Genomic DNA, 20,696 nt, shown 5'->3' with positions numbered 1-20,696 from the left:
CCGGTCACCCATTGCGCTGGCGCCCCCAAAGTTGCGCCGACAGCAGTTGAAGGCGCTCGGCCAGCTTGGCGACATGGGCGGCAGTGGTTCGACTCTGGTTGCTGGCGAGCACGCTTTTCTGGGTGGTTTGACTGATATCGGCCAGGTTGCACTGGATGCTGTCACCCACCGCGCTCTGCTCCTCTACGGCGGCAGCGATCTGCACGCTCATGCCGCTTATTTCATCTACGCGCTGGGTGATCCCGTCCAGCGCCCGGGCAGCCAGCAGTGCCTGTTCGACACTGACACCGGCCTTGCTGTGACTGCGCTGCATCGCAAGCACGGCATCCCCCGTGGAACGACGCAGGGTGTCGATGGTGCCCTGGATGTGAGCAGTGGATTGCTGAGTCCGCGAAGCCAACCCGCGCACCTCGTCGGCGACCACCGCGAAACCCCGGCCCGCCTCTCCAGCGCGGGCAGCCTCGATGGCGGCGTTGAGGGCAAGCAGGTTGGTCTGTTCGGCGATGCTTTGAATCACCTCGAGTACGCGGTCAATTTCATTGCCATGCTGTTCCAGTTGATGAATCACCAAGCTGGTCTGTTGCACCTCGCTGGCGAGGCTATCAATGTGCTGGCGGGTCTGCTCAACCAGTTGGTGGCCGCGGTCGGATTCCTGGTTGGCCAGGTTCGCGGCGCTGGCGGTGAGCTGAGCGTTGCGCGCCACTTCCTGCACACTGGTCGCCATCTGGGTTATTGCGCTGGCAACCTGGGCAGTTTCCCCCTGCTGGCGGAGGGTCGCGCAATTGTTGTTGTCCACTGCAGACAGAAGCTCTTCGGCTTCCTTGCTCAACTGGCGGGACGAATCGGCAATGCGTCCGACTATTGCCCGGGTCTCGGCTTCGAGCATTTGCAGGGTGAAATCGATCTGGCCAAACTGGTCGCGGCGGCCGCTGTAGAGAATCTGGCTCAGCGGATTGTCGGCGATATTCCTGGCTTTTCGGGCAAGGGCGTCGAGGGGGCGCAGGCTGAAGCGCAACACGCCGCCAAGCAGCAAGCTCGATAGCGTCATGGAGAAAGCGGCATGGCTCCAGGACAACGCACCCAACAAGCCCAAGGCAGCAAAGCACAGCAGGTTCACGCCAGTGCTGGCAAGTGCCAGACGCATGCCGACGGACAGCCGTGACATACGCAGGCAGTTGGTCTTTTTACCACTACGCAACTGTGCATAGAGATGTTCAGCAGCTTCCACCAGCGCTTTGGCCGGTAGCGTGCGAACCGATTGGTATTCCACTGTTTCGCCATTGCGCTGCATCGGCGTGACGTAGGCGCTGACCCAGTAGTGGTCACCATTCTTGCAGCGATTTTTTACCAGCCCCATCCACGAGCGCCCATCCTTGAGTGTCTGCCACATATGCGCAAAAGCTTCTGGCGGCATGTCCGGGTGGCGCACGATGTTGTGATTGACGCCGAGCAATTCGGCTTCACTGAATCCGCTGATGTTGATGAAGTCGGGATTGACGTAAGTGATGGCGCCCTTTGGGTTGGTTGTTGAAAGAATGTTCGCGTTTGCGCTGAATTCGACGGCACGACCACTGACCGGAAGATTGGTTTTCATTGTTTTTCTCCTGAACTGACAGGTACGCGCCGCGTAACTGCGCTTCCTTCGAAACGGTCTTCTGTGCTGAGCAGGTGTTGTATCTGAGCGGCGGGTTGTGGCCGGCTGAACCAGTAGCCTTGGGCGTAGTGGCAGCCTTCACCGACCACGAATTCGAGTTGCGCCGAACTCTCGATGCCTTCGGCCACCACTTCCAGGCCGAGGCTATGGCCGAGAACGATGATTGCCTGGCTGATCGCGCTCTGTTTGTTCTCGTAAGGCACGCCGGTGATGAAGCTCTTGTCGAGCTTGAGGATGTGCAGCGGAAAGCGCGTGAGGTAGCCGAGCGAGGAGTAACCCGTGCCAAAATCGTCCAGCGCCAGCAGAACACCAAGGCTGGTCAGCTCATGCAGACAGGCCAGCGTGTCCATGTCGTCATGCATCAGTTGGCTTTCGGTGATCTCCAGGATCAGGCTGGCGGGAGGCAGGCCGCTTTCTTGCAGGATATCGATCAGCCGGAGGGTGAAGTCGGCTTGTTGCAATTGCGTGCTGGAAATGTTCACCGAGCAGCGCAGGCGCTCATGCCCGGCCAGTTGCCAGGCCCGGGCCTGCTGACAGGCCTGGCGCAGTACCCATTCGCCGACGCGGATGATCTCTCCCGATTCCTCCAGCGCAGGGATGAACTCCAGTGGCGAGATCAGACGTTCGCCATGGCGCCACCGCAACAGCGCCTCGACCCCGGTCACCAGAGGTGTCCCTTGGTCCAGGTGATAGATCGGTTGGTAGTACAGTTCGAATTCATTCTGTTGCAGTGCCTGGCCTAGCGCGGATTCCAGTTCCAGATGCTGCTGCGCGGTATCTTGCAATGTTTCGTCGTAGTGGGCGTACCGCGCCTTGCCGGCAGACTTGGCTCGGTAGAGGGCAAGGTCGGCAGCCTGCAGCACATCCAGGGCTTTGCCATTGTCGTGCAACGGAGCGATGCCGATGCTGGCGCTGACCACCAGGGTTCGACCGTCCATGTGCAGCGGTTGGTGCAGGTTGTCGAGGATGCGTTGGGATATCTGCTCGGCGTCGCGGTCGCAGGTGAGGTCGTGAAGCAAAACGATGAATTCGTCTCCGCCGAAGCGGAACAGTTGGTCAGTGGGGCGCAGCGACTCTTTCAAGCGCCTTGCCACTTCCACCAGCACGCGATCACCGACGTTGTGGCCGAGGCTATCGTTGATCAACTTGAAACGGTCCAGATCGATGAACAGCAGCGCTTCGTAGTCACCGCCCTTGCGCTGCTTCCTGAAGGTCTTCTGCATTTGCTCGTCAAGCCGGATGCGGTTGGCCAGGCCGGTCAACGGGTCATGCTGGGCGGTATGTTGGAGGCGCTGCTCGGCATCCTTGCGTGCACTGATATCAGACTGCGAGCCAGCCATGCGTAGCTCGCCAGGGTTGGTCATTTCGGCGACCCCTCGCACGAGGACCCAGATGTAGTCGCCGTTGTGCTTGCGGATACGGTACTCGTGGTGAACGGATGATGTCTGCCCTTGAAGATGGGCATCGATGGCATGGCGAAAATCGGGCAGGTCGTCCGGGTGCACGCGACCGAACCAACTGGAACTGCTCTCGCCGATGCTGTCGCGGCTGAGGCCAAGCATGCTGGCCCAACGCTCTGAAACGTAAAGCCGGTCCTGATCGACATGCCAGTCCCACAGCCCGTCGTTGGCACCGCGCAGCGCGCGGGCGAAGCGAGCCTCACTATCTTCCAGCGCCTTGTGCTGGGCCGCACTGTAGGTATCGATGGCCAGCGTCATGTCGAAGAACACTGCCTTCAACAGGCTGGAATACAGCGTGGCATCCGGGCTGTCGCCGAACACGCTTTCAAGCATGTCGTCGAGGTAAAGCCGATAGCTGCCGAGATACCACTTCAGCTCCAGGCCGATCTGCTGATGGATCACACCGATGCGCAGGCGGCCGTTGACGTAGGTTTCATCGTAGGGGCCGCTCCACAAGCGCTGGTAATACTCAGCCTGGCTCTGCTTCAAACGGGCGGTGACTTCCGGCGTGCGAAGCAACGCGGACGGCGTGGAAAATTCCGCCAGGTGACGGTACAGATGGTCGACGAAAGCTTGCTGGGACGGGGCCATGTACTGAGCTGCTACGCCTAGTCGTCTGGCATCTTCGGCGCTCCAGTCGAGAAAGCGAAAACGTTCGACAATCTCCGCATGGTCGAGACGGATACGCTTGATTAATTCCTCGAGGTCTTTTGTCACCTTCATTCACATCCCCCGGTGTTGGAGAAGATTCCTTTTTGCTGAACAAAAAAAAGCGCCGTGACAACAAGTTCTGCTCAAGAACTTGTTGTCACGGCGCTTCGTCTTTCAGGCCTATTATCCTGCTCGGCAAAGCCGGTTCCCGCAGGGCGGAACCTGGTGATGGCACATTCACATCACTGGGGATCTTCCGACAATTTATCCAGCAATGCAACCAGGCGTCGCCGCAGCAGCCCCAGTTCGCGGGATTTGAAGGCGTGTCGGGTCTGTTCGAGAACCTCGGTGGCATCCAGCAAGGCAGCCTGTATCTGCCCAGCCGAGCCCAACTGGGTTTCACCGAGCCAGCGGCAAAGCGGGGCCACGCTGCAATTGCCAGGCGTACTCAGCACCTCGCAATCGGGTGCTACAGGCGCCAACAACTGGCGCAATTGATCGGCCAGTTCAAGATTGTTGCAGATAATTCTGGTTGCCAGGTTGGACTCGCTCATCAAACTGCATTCCCATATGTTTGGTGTGCTGTTTACAACACCGCCCATGGCGTTTGACTGATTCAGGTCAATGCTGAAGCCTTTCCACTTACCCTGTGAGGGTGATGTTGCCGTGTGTTGTCATGCACGGGGTCGCTGGCCTGGTATTCCGGTGTTTGGCTGACCAGTCAACATGGGAACACCACGTTCGTGCGCGATGCCGCGTTGCGGATATGCTCCTGCATTGCACGCTGTGCCCCGGCCTGGTTGCCACGGGCAAGCTGGCGCAGGATCTTGCGGTGTTCCTGCCAGGTCTCCATGGCGCGTTCAGGGCGAATGAACGGCAACTTCTGGCTCTCCAGGAAAATGTCCTGGCTGGTGGTGATCACCTGCAGCATGGCGTGGTTGCCACTCGCTTCCAGCAGGCGGCGGTGAAAGGCGAAGTCCAGGCGCGCTGCGGCCTCGAAATTGCCGGCGCGCAGCTCCTGGCGCATCGACTCGACATTGGCTTCGAGCGCATCGATGTCCGCTGCCGTCAGGTACAGCGCCGCCAAGCCGGCGGCAAACCCTTCGAGTGCATAGCGCAGTTGGAAGGTATCGACGGCGGATACCTGTTCGGCATAGGGCCAGGAGAAGCCGGTGGCGGATGGCGGCGCCTGGACGAATACCCCTTTGCCCGGTTGTACGCTCACCAGCCCCAAGGCGCTCAAGGAGGACAGCGCCTCGCGCAGGGAGGCGCGGCTTACACCCAACTGCTCTGCCAGGTCACGTTGGGAGGGCAGGGCATCACCGGGCTGGTAGTCGCCTTCCTGGATCAGTTTGCGGATAGCCTGCAAGGCGATTTCCGGAACTGCGCGGGGGAGTGTGTCGAGCATCTGTTCAGACCAGCTGGCAAGGGGTCTGCGCTTTTTAAAGGCTTTACCGGTTGCCTGGCAAGTATCGCCCCATGCTGACGCAGCGGGGCAGGTGGCTGCACGAAAGGGGGGCGATGGCAGAGGGTAGGCGCTAGCTGTTCAGACCAGTAAGACCGCGTGATGCCAAGGGGCGAAAGCGTATTCCGGGGCTGCCGGGCAACACTGGCACGGCCTGTGCTTTTCGGGCTAGGCAACTTCTTCGCATGCACCCGAGGCATTTTCCATGAAAAAAATCCGTTCCTTGCTTCTGGCCGCCCTGGTTTGTGGCGGCGTCATGAGCGTTTCCCACGCCCAGGCCGATGCGCTGGCCGACATCACTGCCCGGGGCGTGCTCAAGGTAGCCGTACCCCAGGACTTCCCTCCTTTCGGCTCGGTGGGGCCGGACCTCAAACCTCGCGGCCTGGACATCGACACCGCGCAGCTACTGGCTGACAGGCTCGGCGTCAAGCTGGCGCTGACCCCGGTCAACAGCACCAACCGCATTCCGTTCCTCACTACCGGAAAGGTCGACCTGGTGATTTCCAGCCTGGGCAAGAACCCGGAGCGGGAAGCGGTGATCGATTTTTCCCGCCCCTACGCACCGTTCTACCTGGCAGTATTCGGGCCGGCCGAGACGTCGATCGACAATATCGGTGCCGTTGCCGGCAAGACCATCAGTGTCACGCGTGGCTCGATCGAGGACATGGAGTTATCCGCGGTCGCCCCTCAGGGTGCGGTCATCAAGCGCTTCGAGGACAACAACTCGACCATCGCCGCCTACCTGTCGGGCCAGGTCGAGCTGATCGCCAGCGGCAGCGTGGTAATGGCTGTCATTGCCGAGAAGAACCCGAACAAGGTGCCGGTCATGAAGGTCAAGCTAAAGGACTCGCCAGTGTACGTGGGGCTGGCCAAGCAGGAGCCGGCCTTGCTCGAGAAGGTCAACGCCACTCTGAATGCGGCCAAGGCCGACGGCAGCCTCGACCGCAATGCCGAAAAGTGGCTGAAGCAGCCATTGCCGGCCGACCTTTGAACGGCCCTGGAGTCGCCGACCCATGGCCTATCAATTTGACTTTTCCCCTGTGCTGGCCCAAGGCGGCCTGCTGCTCGAAGGGGCTATGTTCACGCTAGAGCTGACGTTGATCGGCACCCTGTTCGGTGTGGCCATCGGTGTGCTGGGTGCGGTGGTGCGTGCCTGGCGACTACGGCCGTTCGATGCGCTGTTCGGCCTTTACGTGGAGCTGATCCGCAACACGCCCTTCATCGTCCAGTTGTTCTTCATCTTCTTCGGCCTGCCCTCGCTTGGCGTTCGGTTGACGGAATGGCAGGCGGCGGTACTGGCCATGGTGATCAACCTTGGGGCCTATTCCACCGAAATCATTCGGGCGGGTATCCAGGCCATTCCCAGAGGGCAACTGGAGGCTGCGGCGGCATTAGCCATGAGTCGTTTCGAGGCTTTTCGCCATGTGGTGCTGCAACCTGCACTGGCGAAGGTCTGGCCGGCCCTGTCGAGCCAGATCGTGATCGTAATGCTCGGGTCGGCGGTGTGCTCGCAGATCGCCACAGAAGAACTGTCGTTCGCTGCCAACTTCATCCAGTCGCGCAACTTCCGGGCTTTCGAGACCTACCTGCTGACCACGGCTCTGTACCTGGTCATGGCCATCCTGGTGCGCCAACTGCTGGCATGGATAGGCCGGCGCGCTTTGACGGGGAGACGCTGAATGGATTTCACCTTGTGGGACATCGTGCGCAACCTGCTCGCAGGTTTGCAATGGACCTTGCTGCTGTCGCTGGTGGCATTCGTCTGCGGTGGTATTGCCGGGCTGTTGCTGCTGTTGGCGCGAATCTCCGATAGCCGGATGCTGCGTGGCGCGGCCAGGAGCTACATCGAGCTGTTCCAGGGGACGCCGCTGCTGATGCAGCTGTTCATGGTGTTTTTCGGCATCGCCCTGTTCGGCATCGATGTTTCGGCCTGGATGGCGGCGGCCATCGCCTTGACGTTGTTCACCAGTGCCTTTCTCGCCGAGATCTGGCGAGGCTGCGTCGAGTCCATACCACATGGCCAGTGGGAGGCCTCCGGCAGCCTGGCCATGAGCCGTCTGGAGCAGTTGCGCCACGTGATCCTGCCCCAGGCCCTGCGCATTGCCGTCGCGCCGACCGTCGGGTTCTCGGTGCAGGTGGTCAAGGGCACGGCGGTGACCTCGATCATCGGTTTCACCGAGCTGACCAAGACCGGCGGCATGTTGGCCAACGCCACTTTCGAACCGTTCCTGATCTACGGTCTGGTGGCCGTGGGTTACTTCGTCCTTTGCTACCCGCTCTCGCTGAGCGCCCGTTACCTGGAGAGGAGGCTGCATGCCCCTGCTTAGAGCGTCCGCATTGCACAAGTACTACGGCGACAATCATGTGCTCAAGGGTGTCGACCTGGCGATCGAGGAGGGCGAGGTGGTCGCCATCATCGGCCGTAGCGGTTCCGGCAAGAGTACCTTCCTGCGTACCCTCAACGGCCTGGAGTCGATCAGCGATGGGGTGATCGAGGTGGACGGCGAATACCTGGATGCCGGCCGCGCCGACTTGCGCTCGCTGCGGCAGAAGGTTGGCATGGTGTTCCAGCAGTTCAACCTCTTCCCTCATCTGACAGTGGGCCAGAACGTGATGCTTGCGCCCCAGGTGGTGAAGAAGGTCGGCAAGGCCGAGGCCCGCCAGTTGGCCGAGCAGATGCTCGCCAGGGTTGGACTGGGCGACAAGTTCGACGCCTACCCGGACCGCCTTTCCGGCGGCCAGCAGCAGCGGGTGGCGATTGCCCGGGCGCTTGCCATGTCGCCAAAGGTGTTGCTGTGCGACGAGATCACCTCGGCGCTCGACCCCGAGTTGGTCAACGAAGTGCTCGGTGTGGTGCGCCAACTGGCCAGTGAAGGCATGACCCTGATCATGGTCACCCACGAAATGCGTTTTGCCCGGGAAGTCGGTGACAAGCTGGTCTTCATGCATCAAGGCAAGGTCCACGAGACTGGCAATCCACGCGAGGTTTTTGCGGCGCCCCGAACAGCTGAGCTGGCGAATTTCATCGGTAGCGTGGCAGGAGGTTAGGTGGCGTCTGCAGGTTTCGTCGCCCCAAAAAATGCTCCGTATCGAATGTTACGGAGCATTTTTCATCATTGCCTGGATCCCAGGGGCTGCGGTGTGCCTTTGTCATGGGCCAGGTATCCATCACGCTTGCATCCGCCGCGCTTCAGGTTTGACCCACGGCTACGGTCAAAGCCATGCCTTGATCTGCCTCGACACAGCGTCAGTGGAGATCCCGTATCGGTCATGCAAAGTCGGCAGTGCCCCTGCATCGAGAAACGCATCCGGTAGCGCGATCTGGCGGAAGGTTGGTGTGACCCCGTTGCGCAGCAGTACGCCGGCCACAGCTTCCCCCAGGCCCCCTATGATCGAGTGGTTTTCCGCAGTGACCACCAGGCGACCAGGCTTGCGTGCCTCGGCGAGGATGGTCTGTTCATCGAGCGGTTTGATGGTAGGCACGTGCAGTACCGACACGTCCACTCCGTCCTTTTGCAACTGCTCGGCAGCCTCCAGCGCGCGCATGGTCATGAGGCCGCTGGCTATCAACAGCACGTCCCGGCCACCGCGCAGCACCTGTGCCTTGCCCAGCTGGAACTGGTAATCGTAGCGATCAAGCACCAAGGGTACGTTGCCGCGCAGCAGCCTCATGTAGACCGGCCCCTGATGGGCGGCGATCGCTGGCACAGCCTGCTCGATCTCCAGCGCATCACAGGGGTCGACGATCATCAGGTTGGGCATCGCCCGGAAGATGGCCAGGTCATCCGTGGCCTGGTGGCTAGGACCATAACCGGTGGTCAGGCCAGGCAGCCCACAGACGATCTTGACGTTGAGGTTCTCTTCTGCAATCGCCATGCAGATGAAGTCGTAGGCCCGACGGGAGGCGAACACCGCATAGGTGGTGGCAAAGGGGGTCATGCCTTCCCGTGCCATGCCGGCAGCGGCGCTCATCAGCAATTGTTCGGCCATGCCCATTTGATAGAAGCGCTCGGGGTGGGCTTTGGCGAAGATGTGCAGGTCGGTGTACTTGGACAGATCGGCACTTAGGCCAACTATATCCCGACGTTGCTCGGCAAGGCTTGCCAGGGCATGGCCGAACGGGGCAGGGCGGGTCGGCTGGCCGTCGGCGGCAATCGAAGCGATCATGGCCGAGGTGGTCAGGCGTTTCTTGGGTGAGTTCACAATGCTCATGCTTGGCTCCCGGCGTCCAGCGCTTTCAGGGCGAGGTCCCATTCTTTTTCATCGACGCGAATGAAGTGCGTCTTGTCGCGGTTTTCCAGGAAAGGCACGCCTTTGCCCATGCGGGTATCGCAGATGATCACGCGCGGTTGCGCCCCGGCGTGGGCACGGGCCTGGTCGAAGGCGCCGACCAGCGCATCCAGGTCATTGCCGTCCACGCGTTGAACGAACCAGCCAAAGGCTTGCCAGCGGTCGACGATTGGCTCGAAGGCCAGTACCTCGCTGGAATGGCCATCCGCCTGCTGGTTGTTCACATCGATGATGGCGATCAGGTTGTCCAGGCGCCAATGGCTGGCCGACATGGCGGCCTCCCAGGTCGAGCCCTCGTTGAGCTCGCCATCGGACAGCAGGTTGTACACCCAGCTGTCCGACCCCTTGCGTTTGAGCCCGAGGCAGGCGCCGACGGCGATGCCCAAGCCGTGGCCGAGCGAGCCACCGGTGATCTCCATGCCGGGGGTATAGGCAGCCATACCAGACATGGGCAAGCGGCTATCGTCGCTACCGTAGGTTTCAAGCTCATCCTCTGGGATTACGCCGGCCTCGATCAGTGCGGCATAGAGGGCAATCGCGTAGTGTCCGATGGACAGGTAGAAACGGTCGCGCTGCTCCCATTCGGGGTTGCCGGGGTCGAGGCGCAGCGCATGGAAATACGCGACCGCCAGCAGGTCGGCGGCGCCCAGCGCCTGGCCGACATAGCCCTGGCCCTGGACTTGCCCCATGCGCAATGCGTGGCGGCGGATATTGCGAGCGCGCACAGCCAGCGGCAGCGCCTCGGTGTAGGTAGGCACAGCAGTCATTGAAGTGACTCCTTTTTATCGAATCAACGATTGACCAGATGAGCCGGTACTCGCGACACCAGGAAGGCGCCAAACATGAGTACGGCCGTGATGAGATACATGCCGATGGCATTGCTGCCCAAGGTGGTAGTGACCCAGCCGATCAGGTAGGGCGAGCAGAAGCCGGCGAGGTTGGCGAAACTGTTCACCGCCGCGATGCCTGCCGCCGCCGATACACCTCCCAACAGCGTGGTGGGCAGCATCCAGAACAGTGAAGAGGCGGATAGCACTCCAGCCGCAGCGAGGCACAGGCTGAGGATCGACAGCGTCAGGCTGCTGCCCAGTGCTGCGGCGAGGCTCAGGCCCAGAGCGCCGATCAGCATGGGGATCGCCAGATGCCAGCGGCGTTCACGGTGACGGTCGCCGCTGCGCCCGGCCCACAGCATCGCGACGATGGCACACAGGTACGGCAGGCTGGTCAGCAGGCCGATGTGCAAAGGTTCGCTGACGCCGGCATTGCGTACCAGTGTGGGTAGCCAGAACGTGATTGCGTACTGGCCCATCACTACGCAGAAGTAGATGCCCGCCAGCAACCAGAGCCGACGGTCGCGGATGAAGTCGGCCACCGAGCCGTGGTTTACCTTGTGTTGTTCGTCTTCAGCCAGCTCCTTGCGCACCAGGGCTTTTTCTTCGTCGCTCAACCAGTGAGCCTGATCGACGCCATCCTTCAGGTAGCTCAGCACCAGGACGCCCACCAGTACCGTGGGGATGGCTTCGAGCAGGAACATCCACTGCCAGCCCGCCCAGCCGTGAACGCCGGCAAAGCGCTCCATGATCCAACCCGACAAGGGGCCGCCGATCATGCCCGACAGCGGAATCGCGATGAACCACAGCGCGGTCATCTTCGCCCGGCGGTAAGACGGGAACCAATAGGTCAGGTACAGCAGAAGCCCTGGTGCCAGGCCTGCTTCGGCGATCCCCAGCAAAAAACGCAGGGTATAGAATTGCCAGGCTGTCTCCACCAGGGCGAACATCGCCGAGATGATGCCCCAGGTGATCATGATGCGAGCGATCCAGCGTCGAGCGCCCACTTTGTGCAGAATGATGTTGCTGGGCACCTCGCAGAGAAAGTAGCCAATGAAGAACATGCCAGCGCCCAGTCCGTAGACCGCTTCGGAAAGGGCCAGGTCGTCCATCATCTGCAGCTTCGCAAAGCCGACATTGACCCTGTCCAGATAGGCGCACAGGTAGCAGAGCATGAGAAAAGGCATCAGTCGCCAGGCCGTTTTACGGTAGGCACTGCTGCGTGCGGCGGATACCGCATCGAGCGCTAATGTGGTCATTCGTTCTGATCTCTTGTTGTTATCGAACGCGTGGCCTGCGCCGGGCTCGGGTGCAGGTCACGATGCACCGGGTGCTCAGTGGATCAGCATCCCGCCGTTGACATCCAGGGTAATGCCCGTCAGGTAGCTGGACAGGTCACTGGCCAGGAACAAAGCTGCATTGGCGACATCGCGCGCCTCGCCCAGACGGCCCAAGGGGATGCCTTCGATGATGGCGTGACGGCGCTCATCCTGCATGAGGCCACCGGTGATGTCAGTGTGAATCAGGCCTGGCGTGATCGAGTTGACGCGAATATTGTCCGGCCCTAGCTCGCGGGCCATCGCCTTGCCCAATCCAAGCACGCCAGCCTTCGCCGCGCTGTAGTGAGGGCCACCGAAGATGCCGCCACCACGCTGGGCAGACACAGATGACATGCAGATGATGCTGCCGGCGCGTTGCGCCCGCATGGTTGGGATCACCGCCTGGGACATCAGCAAGGTGCCACGCAGGTTCACGTTGAGAATCCGGTCATAGTCAGCCCCTGTGATTTCCAGGGTTTTCACCGGTTGAGTGATACCGGCGTTGTTTACCAGCACGTCGATCCGACCGAATTGCGCGAGCACTTGAGCGATGGCATCACGCACTTGTGCTTCATCGGCAACGTTGGCAGCCACGCCGAGGTGGCCTTCGCCCAGTGAAGCGGCAGCCTCGGTCGCGGCGGAGGCGTCCAGGTCCAGGATCGCGACTTTGGCGCCCTGAGCGGCAAACGCCTGGGCTGTTGCGCGGCCGATGCCGCGGGCAGAGGCCGCGCCAGTGATCACGGCAAATTTTCCTGTTAACAGCATCGAAGGTGCTCCAGATGGTTGTTGTTGTGAGCAGTGGTTCAGGCAGAACCGATAGGCACAGCTTCGTCCCGGACAGCACCCCGAGCAACGCTGCCTCCTTCACCCGGTGCTGAAAAAAATTCAGCCCTCGACTTGTGCCTTGGGCTTACAGGAAGGTAAAAGCCTTGGTATCGCTTCGAATCCTTCAGGAAATGGTCATGAGCCTGGACATCCTCAGAAAATCGCCTCAGATCCCTTCCCTGAAAGCAATTCAGGCCTTCGAGCAAGTTGCTCGCTTCGCCAACGTTGCACGGGCCGCAGAGCAGTTGAACCTCACACCCTCTGCGGTGAGCCACCAGCTCGCCAATCTGGAAGCCTTGATCGGTCGTCCGTTGTTCATTCGCGAGGCGCGCGGTGTTGCATTGACCCCGGCCGGAGAGCAGTACCTGCGCGAGGTGTCAGGCATATTGCAAAGCCTGGCTACGGCCACCGAGCGCGCCGGCAACTCGGTGGGCTTCGATTGCTTGCGGCTTCATTCCGCGCCCAGCTTCGGCCTGCTCTGGTTGCTGCCGCGCCTGGACCATTTTCGTAACAGTCATCCGCAGATCCAGATCAACCTGTCGTGCTCCTACGAGTCTCTGCACTTCGGCCGCCATCAGATCGATCTGGATATCCGTCATGGCTACCCCAACTGGCCCAGCCTGGAAGTGCGTACCATCCGGCATGAACGTGCAACTGTGCTGGCCTCGCCACAGCTTCTCGAGCGTACGCCTATCAAGCAGCCGGGCGATCTGCTGGGGCAGAACCTGATCCTGTCGGAAGCCGCATTGGTGCAGTGGCCCCAATGGTTCGCCCAGCAAGGCGTGACGTTGCCTCAAACCCCCTACGCCTTGAGCTTCGATCGCTCCTACATGAGCCTGGAGGCCGCCAGCCACGGGTATGGGGTGGCCTTGGAGAGTTCCCTGCTGGCGCAGGACTATATCGCCCGGGGCGAGTTGGTACCGGTATTTGCGGAAGACTTGGCGACGCCCGTCAGTGCCCACCACCTGGTATTTCCTCGAGGCCATGCTGAAACCCCCAGGGTTCGACAGTTCCTTGAATGGATGCAGGGCCAGCTCGGTCATGACTTCAATTACTGAGAGCAGTTTGCACAACAGATGAACTGCGCTAGGGGTCGGCTATCAAGTCAGCAGAAGGCTGGATAGCACCAGAACTCAACGGTAATAAGCAACAAGGGAAAAGCCCTACAACTCTATCGGAAGTTTCGCTGCCCGGTTCGGGTTGTACATCTTCAGGGTGTCGCTACCATCAGGGCTCGGCGCTTCCATGGAGATTCCAGTGACTACTTCCGGCAATACAAGAAGGCGGGGTTGGTAGCGTGAATCAGCCCTTGGGTTCGTTCACTAGCTTTCCGCGCTCGGCCTTGCTGATTCTGTTGTGTCTATTGGGCGTATTCCCTCTGGATGTGATCCTGCCATCATTCCCGGCGCTCGCAGACGAGTTTCACGTCGAGCCAAAGCAGATAGCCTACTCGGTGAGTTTCTTTGCGTTTGGTGTCGCCTTGGCGCAAATCGTGATCGGGCCATTGTCGGATGGCATGGGGCGCAAGCGGTTGTTGCTCGCTGGGTTGGGAGTGTCCATTGCAGGGGCAGTGGGTTGTGTACTTTCAACCCGCTATGAGACGTTCATGGCGTTCCGTTTGCTGCAGGCCCTGGGTTGCGGGAGTTTCGTGCTGGGCCAGGCGCTCGTGCAGGATCTGTACAGCGGTAGACAACGCAATGCCATGCGTATCCTGCTGACCAGCGCAAGTGGGCTGTTCATTTCGTTGTCACCGGTCGCAGGCGCTTTTCTCCAACAATCCTTTGGCTGGAAGGGCAGTTTTACGGTATTCGCTTTCATAGCCGTGATCGTTTCATGCCTGTCATATGCATTGCTGCAGGACACGTCTGCATCGCGAGGCCGTACTTCGGGCATGCGCAGCTATTGGGTCATGCTGCGTGATACGACCTATCTTGCGCACTCCCTGCTGGCTAGCCTGGCGTTTGCCTGCCATTTTTCCTTCATCGTTGTCGCGCCATTGGCGTTGATGGACAGCCTGGGGCTGACGCCATATCAATTCTCGGTGGTATTTATCGCCTATGGGCTTGCGTATATCGCTGGCGGAGTAGCCGCGACCTATTTGAACAACCGCGTAAGCCCGCAGGTTCAGATCAAGACAGGATTCCTGCTCATAGCTGCCGGGGGCATCACACTGTTGATCTGGGAGCAGTTTGCAGGGTTGACGGTGGCGAGTCTTATGCTGCCGATGATCATCTGCACGACGGGGACAACGCTGGTGCGTCCTGCTGCGACGACCCAAGCCTTGGCGCGTTACCCGCAGCAAGCCGGTGCGGCAGCGTCGCTCAATACGACATTGTTGTTCGCAGGTGGTGGTTTAGCCGGCAGTCTTGTTGCTGGCGTCGAAAGCGAGCTGCCGATGAGCCTGGGGCTTCTGTTCCTGGGTGTCAGTTTGTGCGGATGGCTACTGCTTGCATGCCTGACGGAAACGCTGACCAGCACTCGAACTTGATAACGACCGAGCCATCCGCGGTGAAAACGATAACGGTGTAGCGAAGGTGTTGATCAGGCCCAGAAACCAAACAGCACCAACGCCGCCACGCCAAGCCCGACCGCAACCGAACAGCCGCCCAACGACAGTGCCGCCCGACCTTGCCGGTACCAACCATCCTGGCCCAGTTGCCGTGCCGGTGCCAACAGGCTGCGCCAGTGCATTTCCGTGTCATGAAACGCCTGCAAGTTCGCCATGTCCGCATCCAGCCAACGGCGAAAATCGATCCGCTCGCACGCCGTCACCTGTGGGCTCTGCAAGCGCACATACCATTGCCCGGCAACACTCGCCAGCACATCCCGGCGCGAACGACCAGCCTGCAGTGCCTGGTCCATGTGCCGCTCGATGCTCGCCAATGGCAGGTCGAGGCGGGCGGCGATGCTGGAGAAGTCCAGTTGGTCGAGGCGGTTGAGCAGGAATACTTGTTGGACACGCCGTGGCAGGTGTTTCAGGGCGTGCAGCAGGGCGTCGTCGGCATGATGTTCGGCAGCGGGGTTTGAGTGCTCAAGGGGCAGCAGCAGACGGGTCATGGACAGCTCCTTGCTCTGTGGAGGGGAGGGATGGGGGCATCTTCCGTGATGCGTGATCAGCGTATTTGAAACGAGATTGATTCTCAAGTGCTGATTCCGCAAAGTTTTGTAATGAACGTTCACGCCCTGAAACACCTTTGCTATCATGCGCGCCATCACGATCTTCATTAGCCTGAAGAGCCAAAAAAAAGACCCAGCAAAAAGCTGGGTCAAAAACCGTGATTAGCCTGATGAGGAGATAATCTGAGAGCGACCTAAGCTCCAGGTTATCCAGCAGATCTCGCGATCAGCTGAGCGCAATAATAATAGTTATCATTTGCAAGTCAAATGAATTTTCGCTAATCCGGTAAAAAAATTTTACCGGTGCGCTCCTTGTCCCGGCAATCGGGGCCTTCGCCGTTACCCGGCCATCACGTTCTCTCCCTTCTTTCTTGCTTACAAACCCGATTCCACGGTGCGTTTGTGCTCGAGCAGTGCGCGCGCCATGTCCATCATGTGCATCAGGGCAAAGGTCAGTTCGCGCTGGCTGCCGTGCTGGTGAGTAGCAGTTTCCTGCGCGGTGGCGGCGGCGCAGCGCAGCAGGGCGATGGCGTGTTCCTGGGCCTGGTCGCCGGTTACACCCTCGTGCAGGGTCCAGATCCTGTTGTCCAGGGTGGGGCGCGGCGGGTTGGGGTTGAGGTAGTAGTCGAGGGCGCGGCGGGCGGCTTCGCTGTCGAGATCTGTTTCGTCGTTTTTCGGGGGTTTCATCCTGATACCTGCTAACACCAGTGGGGAAAGGGCTCAGGTCGATACTAATACCTAAAGTATTTTTGTGCTTTCCGATAAATAATACTGAATGTTTATTGAGCGCTAGAAGGCAGTCCGTATCGTGCCAGCGATGAATATGGATAAATGGATTGCCCTCGTCCGTGACCGGATGGAGGAGCTAGGGCTCACTCAAGAACAGCTTGCCGAGCGCGTTGGCGTGTCTCAAGGCAGCGTGGGGCATTGGGTGAACAAGCGGCGTCAGCCGAAGATCGAGTCGATGAATCGCACATTCGTTGAGATTGGCATGCCCCATTACAACGTCAGCCTGCAGTTGCGCATTGTTGGTCAGGTTGGCGAGGAGCGTGGCATTTACGAGGTCGATGACTCCGATGATGACCTGGACCTCATGCAATACATCGTGTGCTTCCGCTACCCGGTGCTGGGCTGGGATGAGCTAGGTATCGCAGAGGGGGCGGAGCCAGGTGTGTTCGAGCAGACGGACTACCTGGCCCAAGGCAAGGCGTTCTGGCTGACTGTCGAGAATGATGCGATGAGTGCCGCCAGTGGCCGCAGTGTGCCGCAGGGCATGCGGATGTTGGTGGATCCTGGGGTAGATGCCGAGCCAGGGCGTCTGGTTATCGCTCGTCAGCCGGGCAAACCGGCGATCTTCCGTGAGTTGGCGGAGGAAGGTGGGCAACGGTACCTGAAGGCACTCAACAGCAACTACCCGGCGCTGTTGTGTGAGGAAGGCTGCGAGTTTCTGGGTGTGGTCGTGCGGGTGCATGGCTCCTTCTAGATTGCCGGGGCTGCTGCGCAGCCCTTTCGCGACACAAGGCCGCTCCTACAGGGATGGCGCAAGTCTTGGAGCTGCAGTATCCGCTCATGGAAAACTGGATCGCGTTTCTCAAGCGCTACAAGCGTGAACACAACCTCAGCCAGCTCAAGCTGGCCGAACGCCTGGGCATGACACAGGGCGGCGTAGGGCATTGGTTGCGCGGTTCACGACGGCCGACACTGCAGACCATCAACGAAAAGCTCGAGAAGCTTGGGTTGGTGTCTCTTGAGGCCCAAGTCATGGTGGTCGAGCGTGGCCTTGCGTCTGAAGCCTCAGGGTGTAGTGCGAGCTATCGTTTCCCCGTGCTGAGCTGGGCCGATTTGCAGGGGCCTTTGCCTGAGGCGAGCAAATCCCATGAACAGACGGACTATATGCCCGCCGGCAATGCCTTCTGGCTGGTGGTGGAAAACGACTCGATGAATGCCGCCAGTGGCAGGAGCGTGCCTGAGGGTATGCGTGTGCTGGTGGATACCGGCCTGCCGGCGGAGCCAGGCCGGTTGGTGATTGCGCAGCAGCCCGGGCGGCCGGCAGTGTTGCGGCAGTTGGTCGAGGAGGGCGGAGACAGGATGCTCAAACCGCTGAATACGCGCTATCCGACAGTTCTGTGTGAAGGCGGCTGCGAATTTCTGGGTGTGGTCGTGCGGGGGCACGGGGTCTTCTAGATTGCCGGGGCTGCTGCGCAGCCCTTTCGCGACACAAGGCCGCTCCTACAAGTACCGCACCAACCTCAGGGTATGCACCGTACCTGTAGGAGCGGCCTTGTGTCGCGAAAGGGCCGCAAGGCGGCCCCCAGGACTCTTACTCCGCCAGTTCGACCAGCACCGTCCCTTCGCTGACCATATCCCCTTCCTGGCAGAACAACGCCTTCACCGTGCCGCCATGCGGCGCGCGAATGCTGTGCTCCATCTTCATGGCCTCCAGCACTACCAGCGCCGTACCTGCTTCCACCACCTGCCCAGGCTCCACCAGCACCCGCACGATGCTGCCGTTCATGGGCGCGCCCAGGCCGCCCTGGTGGCTGTGGCTGGCCTCGGCCTCGGCAATCGGGTCGAAAGCTTCGATGGCATGCATCTCGCCGTCCCAGTGCAAGTACAGCGTGCCACCGCGGCGGATCGCCAGATGCTGGCGACGCACACCAGCCTGGTCATGCACCAACTGCTCGCCCAGCAACTGCCAGGTAGACGCAGCGCTGCGCTCCAGGGCGACTGCCTGGTCCTGCCCGCCACTGACCAGGTGCAGGCTGCTGCGCGCCGGCAGGCCCAGGCGCAGGCCGTTGCGCTCGGCCCACGGCGAACTGCGGTCGTCCTCCCGCTGGTGTGCGGCCTGGCCCTGCAACCAGGCCTCGGCCGCGGCTTCCCAGAAGCCTGCCGGCAGCGCTTGCGGCGCGGGCAGCAAAACCTCCTGGTGACGCGGAATGAAGCCAGTATCCAACTCCGCTGCAGCAAACGCCGGGTGGGCGAGAATGCGCCGCAGGAAGGCGATGTTGGTCTTCAACCCGCCAATGGCAAATTCGTCGAGCATGGCCAGCAAGCGCAGGCGCGCCTGCTCGCGGTCTTCGCCCCAGGCGATCAGCTTGCCCAGCATCGGGTCGTAGAACGGCGACACCACATCACCCTCGCTGACCCCGCTGTCCACCCGTCGCCCTTCGCCGGCTGCCGACTCGCGGTACAGCGCCAGCTTGCCGGTCGCGGGCAGGAATTCGTTGGCCGGGTCCTCGGCATACAGGCGCACTTCGATGGCATGGCCTATCAGCGGCACCTGTTCCTGGGTGATCGGCAGGGCCTCGCCGCAGGCCACGCGAATCTGCCAGGCCACCAGATCAAGCCCGGTAATGGCCTCGGTGACCGGGTGCTCCACCTGCAGGCGGGTGTTCATCTCCATGAAGAAGAACTCGCCACGGGCATCGAGCAGGAACTCCACGGTGCCGGCGCCCACGTAGCCGATGGCCTGGGCCGCGCGTACCGCCGCCTCACCCATGGCCCGGCGCAATTCGGCTGACAGACCTGGCGCAGGGGCTTCTTCCACCACTTTCTGGTGGCGGCGCTGTATCGAGCAGTCACGCTCGTTGAGGTACAGGCAGTTGCCGTGCTGGTCGGCGAATACCTGGATTTCCACATGGCGCGGCTTGAGCACGTACTTTTCCACCAGCATGCGCGCATCGCCGAACGACGACTGCGCCTCACGCTGGGCCGAGGCCAGGGCGTCGGCCAGCTGGCTTTCTTCTTCGACCACTTTCATGCCCTTGCCACCGCCGCCGGCGCTGGCCTTGAGCAGCACCGGGTAGCCGATGCGTTCGGCGGCGGCGCGGAAGGTGTCCAGGTCCTGGGCTTCGCCATGGTAGCCCGGCACCAGTGGCACGCCAGCGGCTTCCATCAGTGCCTTGGCCGCCGACTTGCTGCCCATGGCGTCGATGGCGCTGGCCGGTGGGCCGAGGAAGATCAACCCGGCCTCTTCGATGGCACGGGCGAAGCCTGCGTTCTCGGACAGGAAGCCATAGCCCGGGTGGATGGCCTGGGCGCCGCTGGCCTTGGCTGCGGCCAGCAGCTTGTCGACCAGCAGGTAGCTTTCGGCAGCCTTGGTGCCGCCGAGGTCGACGCGGATATCGGCTTCGCGGCTGTGCCGGGCATCACGGTCGGTGGCACTGTGCACGGCCACGGTGGTCAGGCCCATGGCCTTGGCGGTGCGCATCACCCGGCAGGCGATTTCGCCGCGGTTGGCGACCAGCAGGGTGGTCAAAGCGGGGCGGCTCATGGGCGCGGCTCCTTCTTGTCGTCGGTTTGCCAGGCGGGGCGGCGTTTTTCCAGGAAGGCGCGCAGGCCCTCCTGGCCTTCGGCGCTGACGCGGATGCGGGCGATGGTGTTTTCGCAGTAGCGGCGCAGGGCCGGGCTGAGTTCACCGTCGTCCACTTCACGCAGCAGGTCCTTGGTGGCGCGTAGCGCTTGCGGGCTGTTCTGCAGCAGGTTGCTCACCCAGGCTTCGACCTGGGCGTCCAGTTCGCTGGCCGGGTAGACCTCGGCCAGCAGGCCCAGCTCGCGGGCCCGCACGCCGCTGAAACGCTCGGCGGTGAGGGCATAGCGGCGCGCGGCACGCTCGCCGATGGCCTTGACCACGAACGGGCTGATCACTGCCGGGGCCAGGCCGATGCGCACTTCCGACAGGCACAGCTGGGCGTCTTCGGCACCGATGGCCATGTCACAGCAACTGATCAGGCCCAGCGCGCCGCCAAAGGCCGCGCCTTGCACCACGGCCAGGGTCGGCACCTTGAGGCGGTGCAGGGCATACATCAGCTCGCCCAGCTCGCGGGCATCATCCAGGTTGGTGTTGAAGTCCAGCTGCGCCGACTGCTGCATCCAGGCCAGATCGGCGCCGGCGCTGAAGTGCCGGCCGCGGCCGCGCAGCAGCACGAAGCGTAGGCTGGCGTCCTCGGCCAACTGGTCGAGGGCGACGATCAGCTCGCGGATCATCAAGGCGTTGAAGGCGTTGTTCTTGTCCTCGCGGCTCAGCCACAGGGTGGCGAAGCCGCGCGGGTCGCGGATCACTTCGAGAGTGCTGAAATCGCTCAT

The 20,696-nt window shown here is 61.3% G+C and carries 20 protein-coding genes; 8 read left to right on the top strand and 12 right to left on the bottom strand.

Annotated features, from left to right (window positions below):
* Positions 1-4: 4 nt before the first annotated feature.
* The 4 genes from QN085_RS17040 to QN085_RS17025 all read right to left on the bottom strand — a co-directional run bounded on the left by QN085_RS17040 (position 5) and on the right by QN085_RS17025 (position 5,173).
* Positions 5-1,594: a methyl-accepting chemotaxis protein gene (locus tag QN085_RS17040; protein WP_023662404.1), complete on the bottom strand. Its 1,590-nt coding sequence runs from the start codon at positions 1,592-1,594 to the stop codon at positions 5-7.
* Entirely contained in the window at positions 1,591-3,837 is a 2,247-nt protein-coding gene (locus QN085_RS17035; protein ID WP_013973358.1) for a putative bifunctional diguanylate cyclase/phosphodiesterase, read from the bottom strand. The genes QN085_RS17040 and QN085_RS17035 overlap by 4 nt, the downstream gene beginning before the upstream one ends.
* A 170-nt stretch (positions 3,838-4,007) precedes the next feature.
* The gene (locus tag QN085_RS17030) at positions 4,008-4,319 is read right to left on the bottom strand and encodes a hypothetical protein (protein WP_013973357.1); all 312 of its coding nucleotides are present in this window, start codon (positions 4,317-4,319) and stop codon (positions 4,008-4,010) included.
* Between the two features lie 167 nt (positions 4,320-4,486).
* On the bottom strand, positions 4,487-5,173 hold the full coding sequence (locus QN085_RS17025) for a FadR/GntR family transcriptional regulator (protein ID WP_013973356.1): 687 nt from the start codon (positions 5,171-5,173) through the stop codon (positions 4,487-4,489).
* Positions 5,174-5,435: 262 nt separating this feature from the next.
* Between QN085_RS17025 and QN085_RS17020 the strand changes: the two genes are divergently transcribed.
* The 4 genes from QN085_RS17020 to QN085_RS17005 are packed head-to-tail and all read left to right on the top strand — an operon-like array spanning position 5,436 to position 8,278.
* Entirely contained in the window at positions 5,436-6,221 is a 786-nt protein-coding gene (locus tag QN085_RS17020; RefSeq protein WP_023662407.1) for a transporter substrate-binding domain-containing protein, read from the top strand.
* A gap of 22 nt (positions 6,222-6,243) precedes the next feature.
* Positions 6,244-6,909: an amino acid ABC transporter permease gene (locus QN085_RS17015; RefSeq protein ID WP_023662408.1), complete on the top strand. Its 666-nt coding sequence runs from the start codon at positions 6,244-6,246 to the stop codon at positions 6,907-6,909.
* Positions 6,910-7,557 (top strand): amino acid ABC transporter permease, encoded by a 648-nt coding sequence (locus QN085_RS17010; protein WP_013973354.1) that lies wholly within the window; start codon positions 6,910-6,912, stop codon positions 7,555-7,557. It begins immediately after the preceding gene.
* Entirely contained in the window at positions 7,544-8,278 is a 735-nt protein-coding gene (locus QN085_RS17005) for an amino acid ABC transporter ATP-binding protein (protein WP_024087399.1), read from the top strand. Before QN085_RS17010 ends, QN085_RS17005 begins: the two co-directional genes overlap by 14 nt.
* 165 nt (positions 8,279-8,443) lie before the next feature.
* On the opposite strand, the gene QN085_RS17000 is transcribed toward QN085_RS17005, so the two are convergent.
* The 4 genes from QN085_RS17000 to QN085_RS16985 form a co-directional block, all read right to left on the bottom strand.
* Entirely contained in the window at positions 8,444-9,442 is a 999-nt protein-coding gene (locus QN085_RS17000; protein ID WP_023662409.1) for a transketolase family protein, read from the bottom strand.
* Positions 9,439-10,287, bottom strand: coding sequence for a transketolase (locus QN085_RS16995; RefSeq protein WP_023662410.1), 849 nt, complete (start codon positions 10,285-10,287; stop codon positions 9,439-9,441). Before QN085_RS16995 ends, QN085_RS17000 begins: the two co-directional genes overlap by 4 nt.
* 23 nt (positions 10,288-10,310) lie before the next feature.
* Positions 10,311-11,609, bottom strand: coding sequence for an MFS transporter (locus QN085_RS16990; protein ID WP_013973350.1), 1,299 nt, complete (start codon positions 11,607-11,609; stop codon positions 10,311-10,313).
* A gap of 75 nt (positions 11,610-11,684) precedes the next feature.
* On the bottom strand, positions 11,685-12,434 hold the full coding sequence (locus tag QN085_RS16985) for an SDR family NAD(P)-dependent oxidoreductase (RefSeq protein ID WP_013973349.1): 750 nt from the start codon (positions 12,432-12,434) through the stop codon (positions 11,685-11,687).
* Between the two features lie 197 nt (positions 12,435-12,631).
* Between QN085_RS16985 and QN085_RS16980 the strand changes: the two genes are divergently transcribed.
* Positions 12,632-13,552, top strand: coding sequence for a LysR substrate-binding domain-containing protein (locus QN085_RS16980; RefSeq protein WP_024087397.1), 921 nt, complete (start codon positions 12,632-12,634; stop codon positions 13,550-13,552).
* A 239-nt stretch (positions 13,553-13,791) separates the two neighbouring features.
* Positions 13,792-14,982 (top strand): Bcr/CflA family efflux MFS transporter, encoded by a 1,191-nt coding sequence (locus QN085_RS16975; RefSeq protein WP_023662411.1) that lies wholly within the window; start codon positions 13,792-13,794, stop codon positions 14,980-14,982.
* A gap of 53 nt (positions 14,983-15,035) precedes the next feature.
* Here the strand turns inward: QN085_RS16975 and QN085_RS16970 are convergent, their stop codons facing one another.
* Both QN085_RS16970 and QN085_RS16965 read right to left on the bottom strand, forming a co-directional pair.
* A complete protein-coding gene (locus tag QN085_RS16970; RefSeq protein ID WP_013973346.1) occupies positions 15,036-15,551 on the bottom strand; it encodes a DUF4880 domain-containing protein in 516 nt (171 codons plus the stop codon).
* 435 nt (positions 15,552-15,986) lie between these two features.
* Positions 15,987-16,298: a DUF6124 family protein gene (locus QN085_RS16965; RefSeq protein WP_025339827.1), complete on the bottom strand. Its 312-nt coding sequence runs from the start codon at positions 16,296-16,298 to the stop codon at positions 15,987-15,989.
* A gap of 130 nt (positions 16,299-16,428) precedes the next feature.
* On the opposite strand from QN085_RS16965, the gene QN085_RS16960 reads away from it, so the two are divergent.
* Both QN085_RS16960 and QN085_RS16955 read left to right on the top strand, forming a co-directional pair.
* A complete protein-coding gene (locus QN085_RS16960; RefSeq protein WP_013973344.1) occupies positions 16,429-17,094 on the top strand; it encodes a LexA family transcriptional regulator in 666 nt (221 codons plus the stop codon).
* A gap of 86 nt (positions 17,095-17,180) precedes the next feature.
* Positions 17,181-17,795 (top strand): LexA family protein, encoded by a 615-nt coding sequence (locus tag QN085_RS16955; RefSeq protein WP_031325183.1) that lies wholly within the window; start codon positions 17,181-17,183, stop codon positions 17,793-17,795.
* A 136-nt stretch (positions 17,796-17,931) separates the two neighbouring features.
* Here QN085_RS16955 and QN085_RS16950 read toward each other — a convergent pair whose 3' ends face one another.
* On the bottom strand, positions 17,932-19,884 hold the full coding sequence (locus tag QN085_RS16950) for an acetyl/propionyl/methylcrotonyl-CoA carboxylase subunit alpha (RefSeq protein ID WP_038409976.1): 1,953 nt from the start codon (positions 19,882-19,884) through the stop codon (positions 17,932-17,934).
* Positions 19,881-20,696 carry a gamma-carboxygeranoyl-CoA hydratase gene (locus tag QN085_RS16945; protein WP_038409975.1) on the bottom strand — a complete coding sequence of 272 codons (816 nt, stop codon included), beginning with the start codon at positions 20,694-20,696 and terminating at the stop codon, positions 19,881-19,883. Before QN085_RS16945 ends, QN085_RS16950 begins: the two co-directional genes overlap by 4 nt.

Origin of the sequence: Pseudomonas sp. M2(2023), assembly GCF_030263955.1 — a bacterium.
Taxonomy (GTDB): domain Bacteria; phylum Pseudomonadota; class Gammaproteobacteria; order Pseudomonadales; family Pseudomonadaceae; genus Aquipseudomonas; species Aquipseudomonas asiatica.
Note: the sequence above shows the minus strand (reverse complement) of the source record. Positions and strands in the feature narration are given on the sequence as shown.